The organism is Leucobacter sp. CX169, from assembly GCF_017161405.1.
Classification (GTDB): Bacteria; Actinomycetota; Actinomycetes; order Actinomycetales; family Microbacteriaceae; genus Cx-87.
Genome location: NZ_CP071051.1, coordinates 2,082,620 through 2,097,740, shown reverse-complemented (window position 1 = coordinate 2,097,740; position 15,121 = coordinate 2,082,620). Strand labels below are relative to the sequence as shown.

13 protein-coding genes are annotated in these 15,121 nt (G+C 67.1%); 6 read left to right on the top strand and 7 right to left on the bottom strand.

Annotated elements, in window-relative coordinates:
* Positions 1–35 precede the first annotated feature (35 nt).
* Positions 36–1,817 (top strand): glycoside hydrolase family 3 protein, encoded by a 1,782-nt coding sequence (locus JW030_RS09580; protein WP_188044310.1) that lies wholly within the window; start codon positions 36–38, stop codon positions 1,815–1,817.
* Between the two features lie 64 nt (positions 1,818–1,881).
* On the opposite strand, the gene JW030_RS09575 is transcribed toward JW030_RS09580, so the two are convergent.
* From JW030_RS09575 to JW030_RS09560, 4 genes are read right to left on the bottom strand one after another with little or no spacing between them, the layout of a single operon-like run.
* Positions 1,882–3,072, bottom strand: coding sequence for an ABC transporter permease (locus JW030_RS09575; RefSeq protein WP_188044309.1), 1,191 nt, complete (start codon positions 3,070–3,072; stop codon positions 1,882–1,884).
* Entirely contained in the window at positions 3,069–3,773 is a 705-nt protein-coding gene (locus JW030_RS09570) for an ABC transporter ATP-binding protein (protein ID WP_188044308.1), read from the bottom strand. Before JW030_RS09570 ends, JW030_RS09575 begins: the two co-directional genes overlap by 4 nt.
* A complete protein-coding gene (locus tag JW030_RS09565; protein ID WP_188044307.1) occupies positions 3,770–4,876 on the bottom strand; it encodes a peptidoglycan-binding protein in 1,107 nt (368 codons plus the stop codon). The genes JW030_RS09570 and JW030_RS09565 overlap by 4 nt, the downstream gene beginning before the upstream one ends.
* A complete protein-coding gene (locus JW030_RS09560; protein WP_188044306.1) occupies positions 4,873–5,391 on the bottom strand; it encodes a hypothetical protein in 519 nt (172 codons plus the stop codon). The genes JW030_RS09565 and JW030_RS09560 overlap by 4 nt, the downstream gene beginning before the upstream one ends.
* A 165-nt stretch (positions 5,392–5,556) precedes the next feature.
* Between JW030_RS09560 and JW030_RS09555 the strand changes: the two genes are divergently transcribed.
* A complete protein-coding gene (locus tag JW030_RS09555) occupies positions 5,557–6,222 on the top strand; it encodes a response regulator transcription factor (protein WP_188044305.1) in 666 nt (221 codons plus the stop codon).
* Positions 6,200–7,393, top strand: a complete 1,194-nt coding sequence (locus JW030_RS09550) for a HAMP domain-containing sensor histidine kinase (RefSeq protein ID WP_188044304.1) — start codon at positions 6,200–6,202, stop codon at positions 7,391–7,393. The genes JW030_RS09555 and JW030_RS09550 overlap by 23 nt, the downstream gene beginning before the upstream one ends.
* A gap of 4 nt (positions 7,394–7,397) precedes the next feature.
* Here the strand turns inward: JW030_RS09550 and JW030_RS09545 are convergent, their stop codons facing one another.
* The 3 genes from JW030_RS09545 to JW030_RS09535 form a co-directional block, all read right to left on the bottom strand.
* On the bottom strand, positions 7,398–9,590 hold the full coding sequence (locus tag JW030_RS09545) for an efflux RND transporter permease subunit (RefSeq protein WP_188044303.1): 2,193 nt from the start codon (positions 9,588–9,590) through the stop codon (positions 7,398–7,400).
* Between the two features lie 38 nt (positions 9,591–9,628).
* Positions 9,629–10,213 carry a dihydrofolate reductase family protein gene (locus JW030_RS09540; protein ID WP_188044302.1) on the bottom strand — a complete coding sequence of 195 codons (585 nt, stop codon included), beginning with the start codon at positions 10,211–10,213 and terminating at the stop codon, positions 9,629–9,631.
* 107 nt (positions 10,214–10,320) lie between these two features.
* Positions 10,321–11,229 carry a TIGR01777 family oxidoreductase gene (locus JW030_RS09535; protein WP_188044301.1) on the bottom strand — a complete coding sequence of 303 codons (909 nt, stop codon included), beginning with the start codon at positions 11,227–11,229 and terminating at the stop codon, positions 10,321–10,323.
* Between the two features lie 173 nt (positions 11,230–11,402).
* Here JW030_RS09535 and JW030_RS09530 point away from each other — a divergent pair, with 173 nt between their 5' ends.
* From JW030_RS09530 to JW030_RS09520, 3 genes are all read left to right on the top strand, one after another.
* Positions 11,403–12,725 (top strand): NAD(P)/FAD-dependent oxidoreductase, encoded by a 1,323-nt coding sequence (locus JW030_RS09530; protein ID WP_188044300.1) that lies wholly within the window; start codon positions 11,403–11,405, stop codon positions 12,723–12,725.
* Between the two features lie 72 nt (positions 12,726–12,797).
* Positions 12,798–14,030 (top strand): exonuclease domain-containing protein, encoded by a 1,233-nt coding sequence (locus JW030_RS09525; protein ID WP_188044299.1) that lies wholly within the window; start codon positions 12,798–12,800, stop codon positions 14,028–14,030.
* A 122-nt stretch (positions 14,031–14,152) separates the two neighbouring features.
* Positions 14,153–15,022, top strand: a complete 870-nt coding sequence (locus JW030_RS09520; RefSeq protein ID WP_188044298.1) for an ABC transporter substrate-binding protein — start codon at positions 14,153–14,155, stop codon at positions 15,020–15,022.
* The last annotated feature ends 99 nt before the right edge of the window (positions 15,023–15,121 follow it).

The following is a 15,121-nucleotide window of genomic DNA, read 5'->3' as shown; positions in this document are numbered from 1 at the left end:
TGTTTTGAGACTTCCGGCGGCACAAAGGAGCGCTCATGAATGCAATAGATCAACCGCAGCCACCCGTCGATGATCGCTATCGAGATTCCACGATTCCCGTGTCGAAGCGTGTCGAGATCCTGCTCGGACAGATGACGCTCGAGGAGAAAGCGGGGCTCTGCTTTCACACCATGATCGCCCCGGGCAGCAGGGGCGAAATTGAAGCCGAAAATCCCGTGATGCCCGTACCGTCCACGACGAAGCTCGTGCTCGAACAGGGCATGACGCACTTCAATGTGCTCGGCGCGGCGCCGTCCGGGCGAGAGTTTGCCGAGTGGCACAACGCGGTGCAGCGGCTGGCCGCATCGACCCGGCTCGGAATTCCGGTGACCCTGTCGACTGACCCGAGGCACCACTTCTCGGAAAACCCGGGCGCCTCGATCCTGGCCGGCCCGTTTTCACAGTGGCCGGAGACACTTGGGTTTGGGGCGATCGGAGACGACCGCCTCATGGAAACGTTCGCCGACATCGCGCGCCAGGAATATGCCGCGGTCGGCCTGAGAGTCGCCCTCCACCCCCAGATTGACCTCGCCACCGAGCCTCGATGGGGTCGCCAGAACGGCACCTTCGGCGAGAATGCCGAGCTGACCTCAAGGCTCGGGGCCGCCTACATTCGAGGCTTTCAGGGCGCCGCGCTCGGCCCCGAATCGGTCGCGACCATGACGAAGCATTTCCCCGGGGGAGGGCCGCAGCAGGGCGGGGAAGACCCGCACTTCGCGCATGGCCGCGAGCAGGTCTACCCCGGAGGAAACTTCGAGTATCACCTCAAGCCGTTCCTCGCTGCCTTTGAGGCAGGCACGAGCCAGATCATGCCGTACTACGGCCTGCCGGTGGGCACCGAATACGAGGAGGTCGGGTTCGGGTTCAACAAGTCGGTCATCACTGGCCTCGCCCGCGAGCGATTCGGATTCGACGGCATTGTCTGCACGGACTGGGGACTGCTCAGCGACGACGAGGTTCTGGGGGTGCCGTTCCCCGCCCGTGCCTGGGGCGTCGAGCACCTCTCTATTGCAGAGCGGATGCTTAAGGTGATCGAGGCCGGTGTCGACCAGTTCGGCGGCGAAGCCCTCCCCGAGCTCCTCGTGGAACTGGTGCGCGGCGGCCGCATCGACGAGGCGCGGCTCGACCAGTCGGCGCGGCGCTTGCTGCGCGAGAAGTTCGTGCTCGGCCTGTTCGATTCGCCGTTTGTCGACGAGGACGCTGCGGAGCGCATCGTGGGGAACGCGGATTTCGTCGCGCAGGGAGCGCAGGCGCAGCGTGCCGCCCTCACCGTGCTCGCTCATGGTGATGAGACCCCCGAGCTGCCGCTGCCCAAGGGGGTGCGGATCTTCGCGGAGGGATTCGCCGAAGAAGCGCTGGCCCCGTTCGGCGTGGCAGTGCAGAACCCGGACGATGCGGACGTTGCGATCCTGCGCCTCTCGGCGCCGTTCGAGCCTCGCCCGGGCTTCGAGAGCTTCTTCCACCAGGGCTCGCTCGCGTTTGAGGAGGAAGAGATTGCGCGCGTCACCGCGATCTCGGGCCGAGTGCCGACCGTGCTGGTCGTGTATCTGGATCGTCCGGCGATTCTTACCCCGTTCGTGGGCAAGGCGGCGCTGGTCGCGGACTTTGGTGCCGCGCAGGACGCGGTGCTCGACGTGCTCTTCGGCGACGCCACCGCCCAGGGACGCTTGCCGTTCGAGCTGCCGTCGAGCATGGCCGCGGTCGAGGCGAACCGGCCCGACGTGCCCTCGGACACGAAGGACCCGCTGTTTCCGTTCGGGCACGGGATCGCGCTCTAGCGCTGGCGCACAGCTGGGATCCTGCCCCTGCGGGGCAGCGGAGGGGCAGGATCCGGGCCGCGTACTACGCGTTGAGCGCGGCAGTGGGGGAGGTGTTCGCCGCGCGAATTGCCGGGAGCAGCCCCGCAATCGCGCCCACAGCAATCGTCACGCCCACCGCGGCGACGAGCACCGCCGGCGGAATGGCGAGCTTCCAGCCGTTCGCCCCGGCTGCGATAGCCGTAATGACCCAACCCAGGATCGCGCCGGCGAAACCGCCATATGCCGACAGCAGCATGGCTTCGAATAGGAACTGCAGTCGGATGTGTCGCTTCGTCGCGCCGAGGGCCCGGCGCAACCCGATCTCGCGACGCCGTTCCAGCACCGTGATCACCATGGTGTTCGCGACGCCGATACCGCCGACGAGCAGCGCGATCGATCCCACGCCGATGAGCAGTCCGGTGAACGCCTGATCGACGGTGTTTTGTGCAGCGAGCGCATCGGACGGGCGGCTCACCTTGACCTCGCTCGGAGCCTGCGGGTTGATGGTGGGCGGAAGCAGCCCCCGCACCTCGGCCACCGCTTCGTCGGTCGAGCGCTCGTAGATCGTGCTCGGACTGCCGTCGTAACCAAAGAGCTCTGTGGCGATCGGCTCGCCGATCAGCGCCATTGAGTCGAGTTCGGGAGCGAGGGGCGAGAAGTCGAGCACCCCTGCGACGGCAAACTGTTGCTCGCCGAGGGTGACCAGCGTGCCTGGCGTCTGCACGCCGAGGCGCTCGGCAGTCGTTCGGCCGAGCACCACTACGGGGTACTTCGCCGTCGCGTCGTTCAGCCAGTTGCCGAACAGGAGGGTCGCGCCAGTCGCCTGGAGCAGGTTGAGGTCTGCGGCCGCGACCGAGAGCCCGCCCGTGGCTGAGCGATCGATCTCGGCGCTGCGGAACACAAACACGTCCTTGATCGTGCCGGTCGAGCTCGCCTGGAGCACGTTGGGCAGACGCCGAATCTGCGACAGCGCCTCCCGGGAAAGGGGCGCCGGCTGGCCGATGATGTCGGTGCCCCCGGTGACCGTGAGCAGATTCGTGCCGAGCTTGGACAACTCTTCCTGCACCCGCGCCTGGCTCGAAGTCGAGATGCCGATGACCGACACCATCGCGGCAATGCCGATCGCAATGCCAAGCGAGGACAGCACGGCCCGCATGGGGCGTGCGCGCAACCCGTGAAACCCGAGCGTCAAGAGGTCGCGGGCGCGCAGGCGGGAGCGCGTGATGGCGCTCATGCGGCTGCCTCCGTCTCTGACTGGCCGCGCTCATCGGCGACAACTGCGCCGTCGCTGATGCGCACCCGACGGGGCATGCTGGCGGCCAGATCCTGGTCGTGCGTGATGACGACCACGGTGGTCCCGTCGTGGTGGAGCTCGGTGAGGATGCGCATGACCTCCGCCCCCGACTTCGTGTCGAGGCTGCCGGTGGGCTCGTCCGCGAGCAACAGGCGGGGCGCGCCGACGACGGCGCGCGCAATCGCCACGCGTTGGCGCTCGCCGCCCGAGAGCTGGTTCGGGAGGTGGCGCAGGCGATCACCGAGACCGACCCGCGTGAGCGCGACCTCCGCGCGGAGGCGGCGCTCGGCCCGCGAGACCCCCGTGTAGAGCAGCCCCATCGCGACATTGTCGAGGGCGGTGACGCCCTCCGACAGGTGGAACTGCTGAAACACGAATCCGATTGTGTAGGCGCGAAGAGCCGACAGCTCGGTGTCGGTGAGGTCGCCCACGTCCTGCCCCGCGATCACGGTTTTGCCACTCGACGCGCGGTCGAGCGAACCGATGATGTTCAGCATGGTCGACTTGCCGGAGCCGCTGGGGCCGACGATGGCGAGCATCTCGCCCTCGTCGATGCGGAGGTCCACCGCGTTTAGCGCGACGGTCGGAGGCGAGCCATAGCTTCGAGTTACCCCGGAGAGCTCGACGATGGGCGCGGTCATTTGGCCACCACGACGGTGTCGCCCGCCTGCAGCTTGCCCCCAGTGACTGCGACTTGACCGTCGGCGAACGCCCCAAGCTCGATGGGTACGAGCTTCGTCGTTGCGCCATCCTTGGCCGGCTTCTTTAGCTGGACTTCGACGGCGAAGCCTCCGCCCGGCTGCGCGAGCAGCGCGACCACCGGGACGAGCAGCAGGTCGCTGCCCTTCACCTGAGTGAGCAGCACCGTCACAGTGATGTTGTCGAGGCCCTCGGCCGCGGACGGATCATCGAGCGTGAGGGTGAGGGGCACCTTGACGGCCTTCCCGTTCGCCCCCTCGCGTTCAACGGGAGCGCCGACATTCGACACGGTCCCGGTGGTCTCGGCGCCGCCGGGAAGCGTGATCTTCACCTGTGCGCCGACGGGAGCGAGGGGCTGCTGGGCCGGATCGATGAAGACCTCGACCACCTTCGCGCCGCCGGTTACTGAAATTATCGCGGTGCTCGCCGCATCACCGACGGCAGCTTTTGACGCCTGCACGCGAACGTCGCCTGGAGCGAAGACAATTCGGCCGAGCTCGATGCTTCCCGTCTGTTCAATGTCCAGCGACTTCTGCCACTTCATGATGGCCTGCTGGGTGTCCCAGTTGAACTTCTCGTCGGCGTCGAATCCGAAGAATCCGAGGGTCGCGAGGTTTCGCTCGAGCTGTGCGACATCGGCGCCGCTACTCATGCCCGGTTCGAAGGAGCGCCACACCGGGAGGTCTCCGTGCATCAAAACGACGGGGGTGTTGTCGATGCGGAAGAGCTCGCCACCCGCCCCAACTCCGGACCCCACGGGCGGTAGCCCAGTGACGGTGCCCGGAAGCTGCGTGCCGATGTCACGGGGGCTCGCGAAGCCGAGCTTGCCCTGGGTGCGAATCAGCTCGGTGAGATCGCCCCGTGTGACGGTGGCGGTCTGCACCGCGACGGTATCTTTCTTCGTTACCGAGCCCGCCGGGCGCTGCACTAGCAGAACGGTGGCCGCGATCGCCGCCACGGCGAGGACGCCGAGCGAGGCCAGCAGGATCCTGCGCTTTCTGGTGTTCCGGGGTTCACTGGGGATCACGGACTCTGCGTCGCTCACTGCTGGGCTCCTGCTTCCGCCTGGGCCGAGCACGTGTCGATGTCGTCCGGGTTGGTTTCGGGTCCGAACGCCTGCGTCATGCCGCCCGATCCCCGTACCGGGTCGGGGTAGTCGTAGCCGGCCTCACGCATGCACTGCGCAAAGATCAGCTGCGTCTCGAACATCTCGTCCTCGGTCGGCAGGCTCTCGTCGACGGGCGCCTCGCCGACCTGCTTCGTGCAGGCCGCGTACGCCTTCTCGAACTCGACCATGTCGAACTGTGAGGTGTCGATCGTGCCGGTGCTCTCGCTGTCACCGCCCGTTGGGGTCATATCGAAACCGGCGTCGAGCATGCAGCCGTCCATCTGATCGCGCCAATCGATCAGGGCGGTCTCGAAGTCGGCGGTCTTGAGCTGTACGTCTTCCTTGCCCGCCGGAGCGCACGCGGTGAGTCCGAGCAAGAGGGCTGCTCCGGCTGCTGCTGCGGCGAACTGGGCGATGCTGCGGCGGGTGCCGCGTGGGGAAGAAAACTTCATGACTGACTCCTTGACTCACGCCACGGCCAAAGCGCCGGGCAAACTTCAGTTCAGCAGCAACCCGGTTCGAAAAAAGTAAAGGAGGCACGTTTACCTTTCTCAGACCCTGCATCTGTTTGACTTGCACGATCAAGCGGGGCTGCCCGCCCAACTGAGCGGAGATACATGCGCGTACTGATCGTCGAGGACGAGGAGTTTCTTGCCGACGCAATCCGAGCGCGCCTGGAAATGGAGTCGATTGCCGCCGACATTGTCGGAGACGGAGCTGCGGCCCTCGCCGCAGTGGAGGTCAACGATTACGACGCCGTCGTGCTTGACCGCGACATTCCTGAGGTTCACGGTGACGAGGTGTGCCGCGTGCTTGCCGAGAATCCGGAGAGCCCCGCGATCCTGATGCTGACCGCCGCGGGCGGCCTCGAAGACCGGGTAGATGGCTTCGAGCTCGGCGCCGACGACTACCTCGCTAAGCCCTTCGAATTTCCCGAGCTGATCGCGCGCCTGCGCGCTCTGGGGCGGCGCCGCTTCACCAAGCTGCCCCCGGTACTCGAGCGGCGGGGAATCAGGCTTGACCCGTTTCGCAGGGATGTATCGGTCGGCGGTCGGCCGGTGCAGCTCACGCCGAAGGAGTTCGCCGTGCTTGAGCTGCTGCTCCGCGCCGACGGCGGAGTGGTGAGCGCCGAAACGCTGCTCGAGAAGGCCTGGGACGAACACGCGAACCCGTTTACCCACACGGTGAAAGTCACGCTGAGCTCGCTGCGTCGAAAGCTCGGTGACCCCAGCCTCATTACGACGATCTCGGGGGCCGGCTATGCCATCACGCCAGAACGCTGAGCACGCAGCCCGCGACGGTGAGATTCGGCGCTACCGGGTCACCGTACGCGCGCGGCTCGCGCTCACGTATTCGGCGCTGCTGACCGGTTCGGGCATCGTCATGCTGGCGCTGATCTACGCGTTCATGCGCTTCGTGCCTACCTACGCGTTCACACCGGCAGCGTCGGTGCCCGCCACCCCGGTCCCGGTTGCCCCCGAGGGGGCCGAGGTCGCGGCGCTCACGACCCCGGCGAGCGAACTGGTGGTCGCGTCCACGGACGAGCTGTTGAATCTGCTGCTCGTGATTTCGGCCATCGTGTTGGTCCTGCTCGCGCTGGCGGGGGTCTGGGTGGGCTGGGCGGTCGCCGGGCGCATGCTCAAGCCGCTGCAGTATCTCAACGGTGCCGCGCGGCAGGCCGCCGGGGGAGATCTGCGCCAGCGGGTGCGGCTCGAGGGCCCGCGCGACGAGATCACCGAGCTCGCCGGAAACTTCGACCACATGCTCGAACAGCTGGAACGCTCGTTTACGGCGTCGAGACGGTTCGCTTCGAACGCGTCGCATGAGCTGCTGACGCCGCTTGCGACGACGCGGGCCATGCTCGATGTGGCCATCGCGCAGCGTTCGGAGCCTCAAGATCGCGAGGTGTTTGACCGATTACGCCTGATGAACGAGCGCAGCATCGAGACGGCCCAGGCGCTTCTCGAATTGGCCCGGATCGAGTCATCGTCCCCGGCGCCAGAGCCGGTTGACCTGGCGGCCTGCGCTGCGGCAGCGGTCGAGATGTGCGCGCCCGATGCCGAGATGAGTGGCGTCTCCGTCGACCTAGAGCTCGCCCCCGCGTCGTTTGCGGGGGAACCCGTGCTCGCTCGCCAGCTGGTCGCGAATCTCGTGCAAAACGCGATTCGGCACAACCTGGCCGACGGCGGGTTCGTCACGGTGCGCACACGCGCGGGCGGCGAGGGCCGAGGGGCGACGCTCGAGGTCGAGAACAGCGGACGTTTGCTGAGCGAGGCCGACTTGGCCCAGCTCACCGAGCCGTTCGTACGGGCATCAGGGCGCTCCTCGTCGGCGCACTCGGGCCACGGGTTGGGCCTCTCGATCGTGTCGGCGATCGTCGATCGATTCGGCGGCACGCTCGGTCTCGCATCCCGCCCCGAGGGCGGGCTGCGAGTGACCGTGAGGCTGCCTTAGCGCGTTACTTCGCATCCTCTCTGGCGAGCTTGGAGGGCCACCAGATCGCTTTGCCGATGTCGGTCGCGAGTGCCGGAACCAGCAGCGACCGCACGACGAAGGTGTCGAGCAGTACGCCGAAGGCGACGATGAACGCGATTTGCACGAGGAACAGGATCGGGATGATCGACAGGGCCGCGAACGTCGCTGCGAGCACGAGGCCCGCCGAGGTGATGACGCCGCCGGTGATCGCGAGACCACGCAGGATCCCCTCCCGGGTGCCGTGCTTCTTCGACTCCTCGCGCACGCGCGTCATCAAGAAGATGTTGTAGTCGATGCCGAGCGCGACGAGGAAGACGAAGCCGAAGAGTGGCACCGCCGGGTCGGCCCCGGGGAACTTGAAGATTCCGTTGAAGACGAGCGCCGAGACGCCGAGCGCGGTGCCGAACGACAACACCGTGGTGAGGATCAGCAGTACGGGCGCAAGGATCGACCGCAGGAGCAGCATCAGGATCAGCAGGATCACCGCCAGGATGATCGGGATGATGGTGTTGCGGTCGTGGATCGACGCCTCGTTGGTGTCGACCGCGGTCGCGGTGACTCCGCCAATGATCGCTCCGGTTCCCTCGAGCTCCCCGCGCAGGCTCGTGACGGTTTCGCCGGCGGCGGCAGAGTCTGCGGCGTCGGTGAGTGTCGCCTGGAGCAGCACGCGTCCGTCGCTGACCGTCGGAGCCGGGGCAGGCGTTCCGGGAGGGCCGAATGCCTGGATACCATCGCTGGTCACGGGGGCGCTCCCACTCGGGGAGTCGTCGCTGGTGACCGAAACGGCATCCACGCCGGAGTTGCTCAGCAGCACGTCGGCGGTCTGCTGGAGCTTGTCCTTCTCGACCAAGACGTACGCTGGGCTGCCCGATCCGCCGGGGAAGTGCTCGCCGAGCACCACCTGGCCGTCGCGCGCGTCAGACTGCCCGATCACGAGGTCCGAGCCCGGTACGCCCTGCGCGTTCAGTTGGGTGACCCCCACCGCCCCGACGGCGAGGACGAGGGTCGTGATGATCCAGATCGGGCGCGGGTGCGCCTTGATGGTCTGCGCGAGCCAGTGCCAGAGCCCGCGAGTGGGCATGCCGTTCTCGGCGCGCACTACCTCGGGCTCGAAGTGCGGGCGACGCGGCCAGAAGGCCGCGCGACCAAAGGCGAAGAGGAGCGCGGGGAGCAGCGTGAGCGCCGCGAGCATCGCGAAGATGATCCCGATCGACGCCACCGGGCCGAGCGTGCTGTTTGATTTGAGGTCGCTCAGGAGGAGGCAGAGCAGGCCAGCGATCACGGTGCCGCCGGAGGCCAGGATGGGCTCGACGGACCCCTTCATCGCAGCGATGATCGCGCCGCCGCGGTCGTGGGTGACGCGCAATTCCTCGCGGAACCTGGCCACCAGGAGGAGCGAATAGTCGGTCGCGGCGCCGATGACCAGGATGAAGAGGATTCCCTGGGTCTGCCCGCTGAGCAGCAGCACGCCCGCATTTGCGAGGTGCCACACGGTGAAGAGTGCGACGCAGAGGGCGAACAGGCTGGTCATCAGCACAATGACGGGCAGGAGGAGCGAGCGGTAGACCACGATCAGGATGACAAACACTGCCAGCAAGGCAACGAGCAGCAGGATCCCGTCGATACCGGCGAACCCCGCGACGAGGTCGGCGGTAAAGCCTGCCGGGCCGGTGACTGCGACTGCGACGCCGTCCGGACGCTGTTCGTCCAGGGCCGCACTGAGGGCCTGGACCACCTCGCCGACGTCGGCATCAGAATCGATCGGCACGAACACCTGGGCGGCGAGGCCGTCCTCGGAGACAATCGCGGGCGAGGCACCCTCCGAGATTTCCGCTGACTCGGTGGCCGAAGTCACGGCCTCGTCGATGGCCGAGATCTGCTCGTCGCTCAGCTGAGTCTCCGAGGAGAACACGATGATCGCCGGAATGGTGTCGTCGCCGAGGAAGCCGCCGAGTGCCCCGCGCACCTCGGTCGCGTCCGCCGACGTGGGCAGGTAGGCGGTGGGATCGTTCGACGACACCTCGTCAATCTTGCCGAAGAGTGGGCCGCCGAGGCCCGCCATGGTGAGCCAGATCAGGATGAGGGCGGTCGGGAGCAGGATCCTGATCCAGCGCCCCAGCGGCTTCGAATTCCCGGTTGCGGGAACCGTCTGGTCGGCACTGTGTTTCGGCTGCATTTTGCCACCCAATCTCTTTGCTAGAAAAGCTAGCTAAATCATAGCGCTCCCCGGACGCTGTAGCGATGCAGTGTGACGCCATTTTCGTAGCGTTGCTGTTCGATGAGGTCGAGTCCCAGCGGTTCGTCAAGGGAATCGAAGAGCGGACGTCCGGAACCCAGCACTGCTGGATGAGTGAAAAGCATGAGCTCGTCGAGCAGATGCTCGCGCAGCAGCTGAGTCGCGAGCGTGGCGCCGCCCACCCCAATACGGCCCTCCGACTGGGCGCGTACGACGGCGAGTTGTGCGATGGCGTCGTCCCCGCCGATGATGCGTGTGTCGTACGCCGCGCTCGTGCGGGTGCGTGAGACGAGGATCTTCGGCGTGGTGACCCAAATCTCGCCGTACTCGCGCATGACCTCCGATTCCGACTCGTTGTCTCGAGCGTCGGGCCAGTACGTCTCCATGATCTCGTAGACCTTGCGCCCCGAGATGTCGAGCGAGAACTCACGCGCCCGCCGGTTGAACTCGCGGTGCAGGGGCTCGTCGATCCGCATCCAGTCACCGCCGCCGTTTTCATCGGCGGTTGCGCCGATATACAGATCGAGCGAGACATTCATCCAATACACAAACCGAGCAGACATAAGTTCTCCTTGCGGGTGCGTCGCCGATGACGTGCTTCGACGGTACGCCCGTGCCCGGCTCCCGGCAAGGAGTCCTGCCGGGAGGGACTCCTCCCTGGAGGGCGCTCCTACTCTGCGAGCGCCGCTGCAATCGCCGCTGCGGCGGTGCGGTGGGTGAACTCGAATCCCGAGGTCTCGAGGGCTCCGGGACGCACCCGCGCGTCGGGCAAGAGCAGCGAGTCCGCCGCGGCGCGGCCGAGGGCGGTCCGCAGCGCCCAGCTCGGAGCGGGGAGCAGGAACGGGCGGTGCATCGCGCGGGCAAGTTCCCGACCAATCTCGTTCGCGGTCGCTGGCAGGGGCCCGCTCAAGTTGACCGGCCCGCTGATCTGACCGTCGATGAGGTGTCGGATCGCCCTCACCTCGTCGTCGAGCGAAATCCACGGCCACACCTGGGTGCCCGGGCCGAGCGGGCCGCCCAGGCCGAGCCCGGTGAGGGCGATGAGGGGCTTCAACACCCCGCGTCGATGCAGCAGGGGGGCGGTGCGCAAGAGCACGACTCGAGCGTCGGGGCCGGCGGTGAGTGCCTCACGCTCCCACTCAGCGCAGAGCTCCGCGAGGTAGGTGTCCCCTTGCCCACTGGCCTCGCTCAATTCCTCGCCGGGACGATTGCCGTAGTACCCGACGGCCGAGGCTGACAGGAATGCCGGCGCCTCAGGCCCGAGCGCGCGAAGCGCGGTGGCGAGCGCGCGGGTCGGGATCAGGCGGGACGAGCGGAGTTCTTCCTGGTATGCCCGCGTCCACGGAAGACGTCCGATGCTCGCACCGCACAGATTGACGACTGCGATCGCGCCGGCGAGCGTCTCTGGCGCGAGCGCGCTGCCGGAGGTGAGCCACTCGACCTCGTCGGGTGCGCGCGCCGGGCGGCGCACCAGGCGGCTGACGGTGATTCCGTCCGCGCGGAGGGCCGTGGTGAGCGCCGAGCCGATGAGCCCCGAGCTTCCCGCAATCACGACGTGTCGGGTGAGAGGAATGGTCATCGGGTGCCGCCCTTCGAAAAAACGTTGTGTCTGCCTGAGGCTCTATTCTGGCGAACCCCGCGAGCCTCGTGTCGAAATTGGTGGGATTCACGGCCCGGCAGGGAGCGCCCCGGAATCAGTCTCGTTGACATTCGCCAGTAGGCTGAAGCGGAATTCGAGCGAGCGAGGGTGCAATGAGTGATTTCGATACGATCATCGTCGGTGCGGGAGTCTCGGGTCTCACCGCTGCGCGCCTACTGGCGCGGGCGGGTCAGCGAGTGCTGGTGCTTGAGGCGCGAGACCGGATCGGTGGCCGCACCTGGACCGAGCGCAGTGACGGGCACATCACTGATCGCGGCGCCTCCTGGATCCACGGTGTTGACGACAACCCGCTGGCGGAAGTCGTTTCGGCGTTCGGCATGCGCGAGGTCGAGTTCACGGTCGGGAGCTATCAGCCCGATGGTCGACCCATCGCGTATTACGGCCCCGCGGGCGAGCGCCTGAGCGACGAGGCGGCGGCGCGTTTCGCCGGCGACGTCCGGGAGTGCGATCGGCACCTCGCCGACACCATCGCGGCCTCGTCCGCGGGCAGCACCTACGACGATGCGATCGAGGCGACGCTCGCGCGCCTCGGCTGGGGCGACGCGCGAGCCGAGCGGGTCCGCGAGTTTCTGCGGCACCGCTCGGAGGAACAATACGGGGTGTCGGCGAGCGGACTCGACGCGCACGGCCTGGACGACGACGCGGTGGACGGCGACGAGGTGGTCTTCCCCGAGGGGTTCGACGTGCTTGCCGCGAGGCTTGCCGCGGGGCTCGACGTTCGGCTCGAGCACGAGGTCTCCCGCGTGAGCTGGTCGGCCGACGGTATTCGTGTCGCCTCGAGCCGCGGTGAGTTCAGCGCGGCCCGCGCGGTCGTGACGGTGCCGATCGGGGTGCTGAAGTCGGACGATTTCGTCATCGACCCCCCGCTGCCACAGCGGCTCGCCCAGGCGATTTCGGGGCTCGAGATGAACCACTTCGAAAAGGTCTTCCTGCGCTTCCCGACGAGGTTCTGGGACGAGGGCGTCTATGCCATCCGGCAGCAGGGGGAGGCCGGGAAATGGTGGCACTCCTGGTACGACCTCACCGCGCTGCACGGCACCCCGACCCTGTTGACGTTCGCGGCCGGCCCCTGTGCCGAAATGATCCGGGACTGGAGCGACGACCAGGTCGCAGATTCGGTGCTTTCTGCGCTGCGCGGAATCTACGGCGACCGCGTCGAGGTGCCCGAGCATGTGGTGGTGACGGACTGGCAGCAGGATCCCTTCTCCCGTGGTTCTTACGCGTACATGCTGCCCGGGGCAACCCCCGAAGACCACGACGTGCTGGCGACGCCGGTCGGCGGCGTACTGCACCTCGCGGGGGAGACGACCTGGACGGAGGACCCGGCGACCGTGACCGCGGCGCTGCGCTCGGGGCATCGTGCTGCCGAGAACATCCTCGGCAGCGAGGTCTCGTTCAGTGAGTTGTGGGCGTAGGGCCAGCGATATGGTGGCTGCAGGTCGGCATAGCGATTGCCAAGCCTGAGGCAAGGTCGCGCGAGGGGGAACATGTCAGGGTTTGCGGTCATTGACTTTGAAACAACCGGAGTGGTGCCCGAGCGTGCGGACCGCGTGGTGGAGGTCGGGGTGGTCCTGCTCGACTCGGCTGGGCGCCGCGAAGACGCCTGGACCACGCTCGTGAACCCGATGCGCGATGTGGGTGCGACGCACATTCACGGCATCACTGGAGCGGAACTGCTTGACGCCCCGAGGTTCGAGGAGGTCAGCGACCAGTTGCTGGATCTCGTCTCGAACCGTGTGGTCGTGGCACACAACGCGTCGTTCGATATGCGCTTCTTGCACCGCGAGTTGGACCGCGCCGGGTATCAGGTTGAGCAGCGTCCGGCGGCGTTGTGCTCGATGAAGTGGTCGGGCCGGGTGCTCGGGCCGGCCAAGCTCGCGCACTGCTGTGAGGCGCTCGGGATTCCGCTCGATGACGCGCACACGGCGCTCGCCGACGCCGAGGCGACCGCGCAGTTGCTCGCGCGATTGATGGAGCTCGTCCCCGCTTCGCGGGAGTGGGACGGCGATCTCGAAGCCGCGCGTTCGTATGTCTGGCCGGGAAGCAAGGGCCGTTCATGTGCCACCCTTGCCCGGCGGTCGGCTGCGGCCGCGCCTCTGGCGAGCTCGTGGATGTCCGGGGTGCTTTCCGACGCCTGGGTGCCCGGCGTACCTGAGGACGAAGCTGCGTACCTCGTGGCGCTGAACAACGCCCTACTGGACTTCCACGTATCAGTCACCGAAGGTCGGGAGCTGGTCGAGATTGCCCAGCATTCGGGACTCAGCCGTGACCGTCTGGCCGAGCTGCACCAGGCGCACCTGCGCCGCCTCGCAGCCGAAGCCTGGTCGGACGGTCAAATAACGGCGGAAGAGGTTGCTGACTTGAACGCCGCGGCGCTCTGCCTGGGGCTCGTAGCGGACGATGTGGCGGCGGCACTTGCCGAGACTCGTGACGTGCGCGCGGAGCCCCGCGAGAGCTTCTTGCGGCTCAGCGATCGAGTTGTCTTCACCGGCACGCTCGCGCGCGAAAGGGACGATTGGGTCGCAGAGATCGTTGCCGCAGGTCTCGCCACGGGCGGCGTCACGAAGTCGACTCGGGTGCTGGTCGCCGCGGACCCAGACTCGTTGAGCGGGAAAGCAGCGAAGGCGCGAGGGTATGGCGTGCCCGTCATCGGCGAGCGTGCTTTTGCGCAGCACTTCGAGCAGTACCTGGCCGGACGGCGGAATCTGGCGTCTGGTTAGCAGGACCGCGGGCTCTTCGCGCGGGTCGTCACACTTCGTCAAGCTGCCGGGGCGAATCGGGATGCCCGGAAGAATGAGCGCAGTGCGGAAGTTCCGCTGTCGAGTTGAAGTGGAGCACCCGCATGAAGTTTCGTTCGCCCGTCGCGTTTGTCCTTGCCGCAGCGGCACTACTGCTGACCGCCTGCACGAATGCGGGCCCCAGCGCCGGTGAGGCTGGGCCGTCGGACGCGCCCGCCGTCTCGCGCACCTGGGCGGAGATCGAGGAGTCGGGTGTGCTCAAGGTCGGCACGATCGTCGACTATCCGCCGAATGAGTTCAAGACGCCCGAGGGGGAGCCGACCGGTTGGGCAGTCGATCTCGTGGCGGAGATCGCCGACGAGCTTGGGCTCGAAGTCGAGTGGACGGTGCTAACGTTCGACGCGATCCTGCCGCGCATCCAGGGAGGCACGATCGATATCGGGGTCGGCTCGTTTTCGGATACCAAAGAGCGCCAGCAGGTCGTTGACTTCGTGAACTACTTCGAGGCCGGGTCTCTGTGGGCGGCGCGGAGTGGCTCGTCGGTCACTCCGGAGAACGCCTGCGGGCTCAAGGTTGCCGTCATGGCAACCGGCACCCAGCACCTGGACGAGCTCCCCGCCCGCAACCAGGCCTGCCTCGATGCGGGGAAGCCGGGCATCGAGATTCAGCCCTACACCGGGCAGCCCGAGGTGACGAACGCGGTCGTGATGGGGAAGGCCGACGCGTTCTCTGCCGATTCGCCCGTCACGATCGACGCGGTCACCCAGCTCGACGGGAAGATCTCGGTGGTCGGCGACCTGTTCGACGGGTTCGTCTACGGCTTCCCGCTGCCGCGGGGCGGCGAGCTGGGTCCAAAGGCACAGGAGGCGCTGCGGCAGCTCATCGATGATGGCCGCTACCTCGAGATTCTCCGCTCCGGGAACTCAGAGCAGGGCGCGATCGAGCAGGCGACGATCAACGCGGCGACGGAATAATCAGAGCCTGCGTGGGCCGCAGGTGGCTTGCGGCGGAGGGCGCTCGCCCGGGTCGGCCTGTTTCTCTGTGGCTCGACCCCTTTCATGCGCGATCCCTTT

Coding starts and splice junctions, on each gene's coding strand:
- JW030_RS09580 (WP_188044310.1), top strand. CDS start 36: ATGAATGCAATAGATCAACCGCAGCCACCCGTCGATGATCGCTATCGA.
- JW030_RS09575 (WP_188044309.1), bottom strand. CDS start 3,072: ATGAGCGCCATCACGCGCTCCCGCCTGCGCGCCCGCGACCTCTTGACG.
- JW030_RS09570 (WP_188044308.1), bottom strand. CDS start 3,773: ATGACCGCGCCCATCGTCGAGCTCTCCGGGGTAACTCGAAGCTATGGC.
- JW030_RS09560 (WP_188044306.1), bottom strand. CDS start 5,391: ATGAAGTTTTCTTCCCCACGCGGCACCCGCCGCAGCATCGCCCAGTTC.
- JW030_RS09555 (WP_188044305.1), top strand. CDS start 5,557: ATGCGCGTACTGATCGTCGAGGACGAGGAGTTTCTTGCCGACGCAATC.
- JW030_RS09550 (WP_188044304.1), top strand. CDS start 6,200: ATGCCATCACGCCAGAACGCTGAGCACGCAGCCCGCGACGGTGAGATT.
- JW030_RS09545 (WP_188044303.1), bottom strand. CDS start 9,590: ATGCAGCCGAAACACAGTGCCGACCAGACGGTTCCCGCAACCGGGAAT.
- JW030_RS09540 (WP_188044302.1), bottom strand. CDS start 10,213: ATGTCTGCTCGGTTTGTGTATTGGATGAATGTCTCGCTCGATCTGTAT.
- JW030_RS09535 (WP_188044301.1), bottom strand. CDS start 11,229: ATGACCATTCCTCTCACCCGACACGTCGTGATTGCGGGAAGCTCGGGG.
- JW030_RS09530 (WP_188044300.1), top strand. CDS start 11,403: ATGAGTGATTTCGATACGATCATCGTCGGTGCGGGAGTCTCGGGTCTC.
- JW030_RS09525 (WP_188044299.1), top strand. CDS start 12,798: ATGTCAGGGTTTGCGGTCATTGACTTTGAAACAACCGGAGTGGTGCCC.
- JW030_RS09520 (WP_188044298.1), top strand. CDS start 14,153: ATGAAGTTTCGTTCGCCCGTCGCGTTTGTCCTTGCCGCAGCGGCACTA.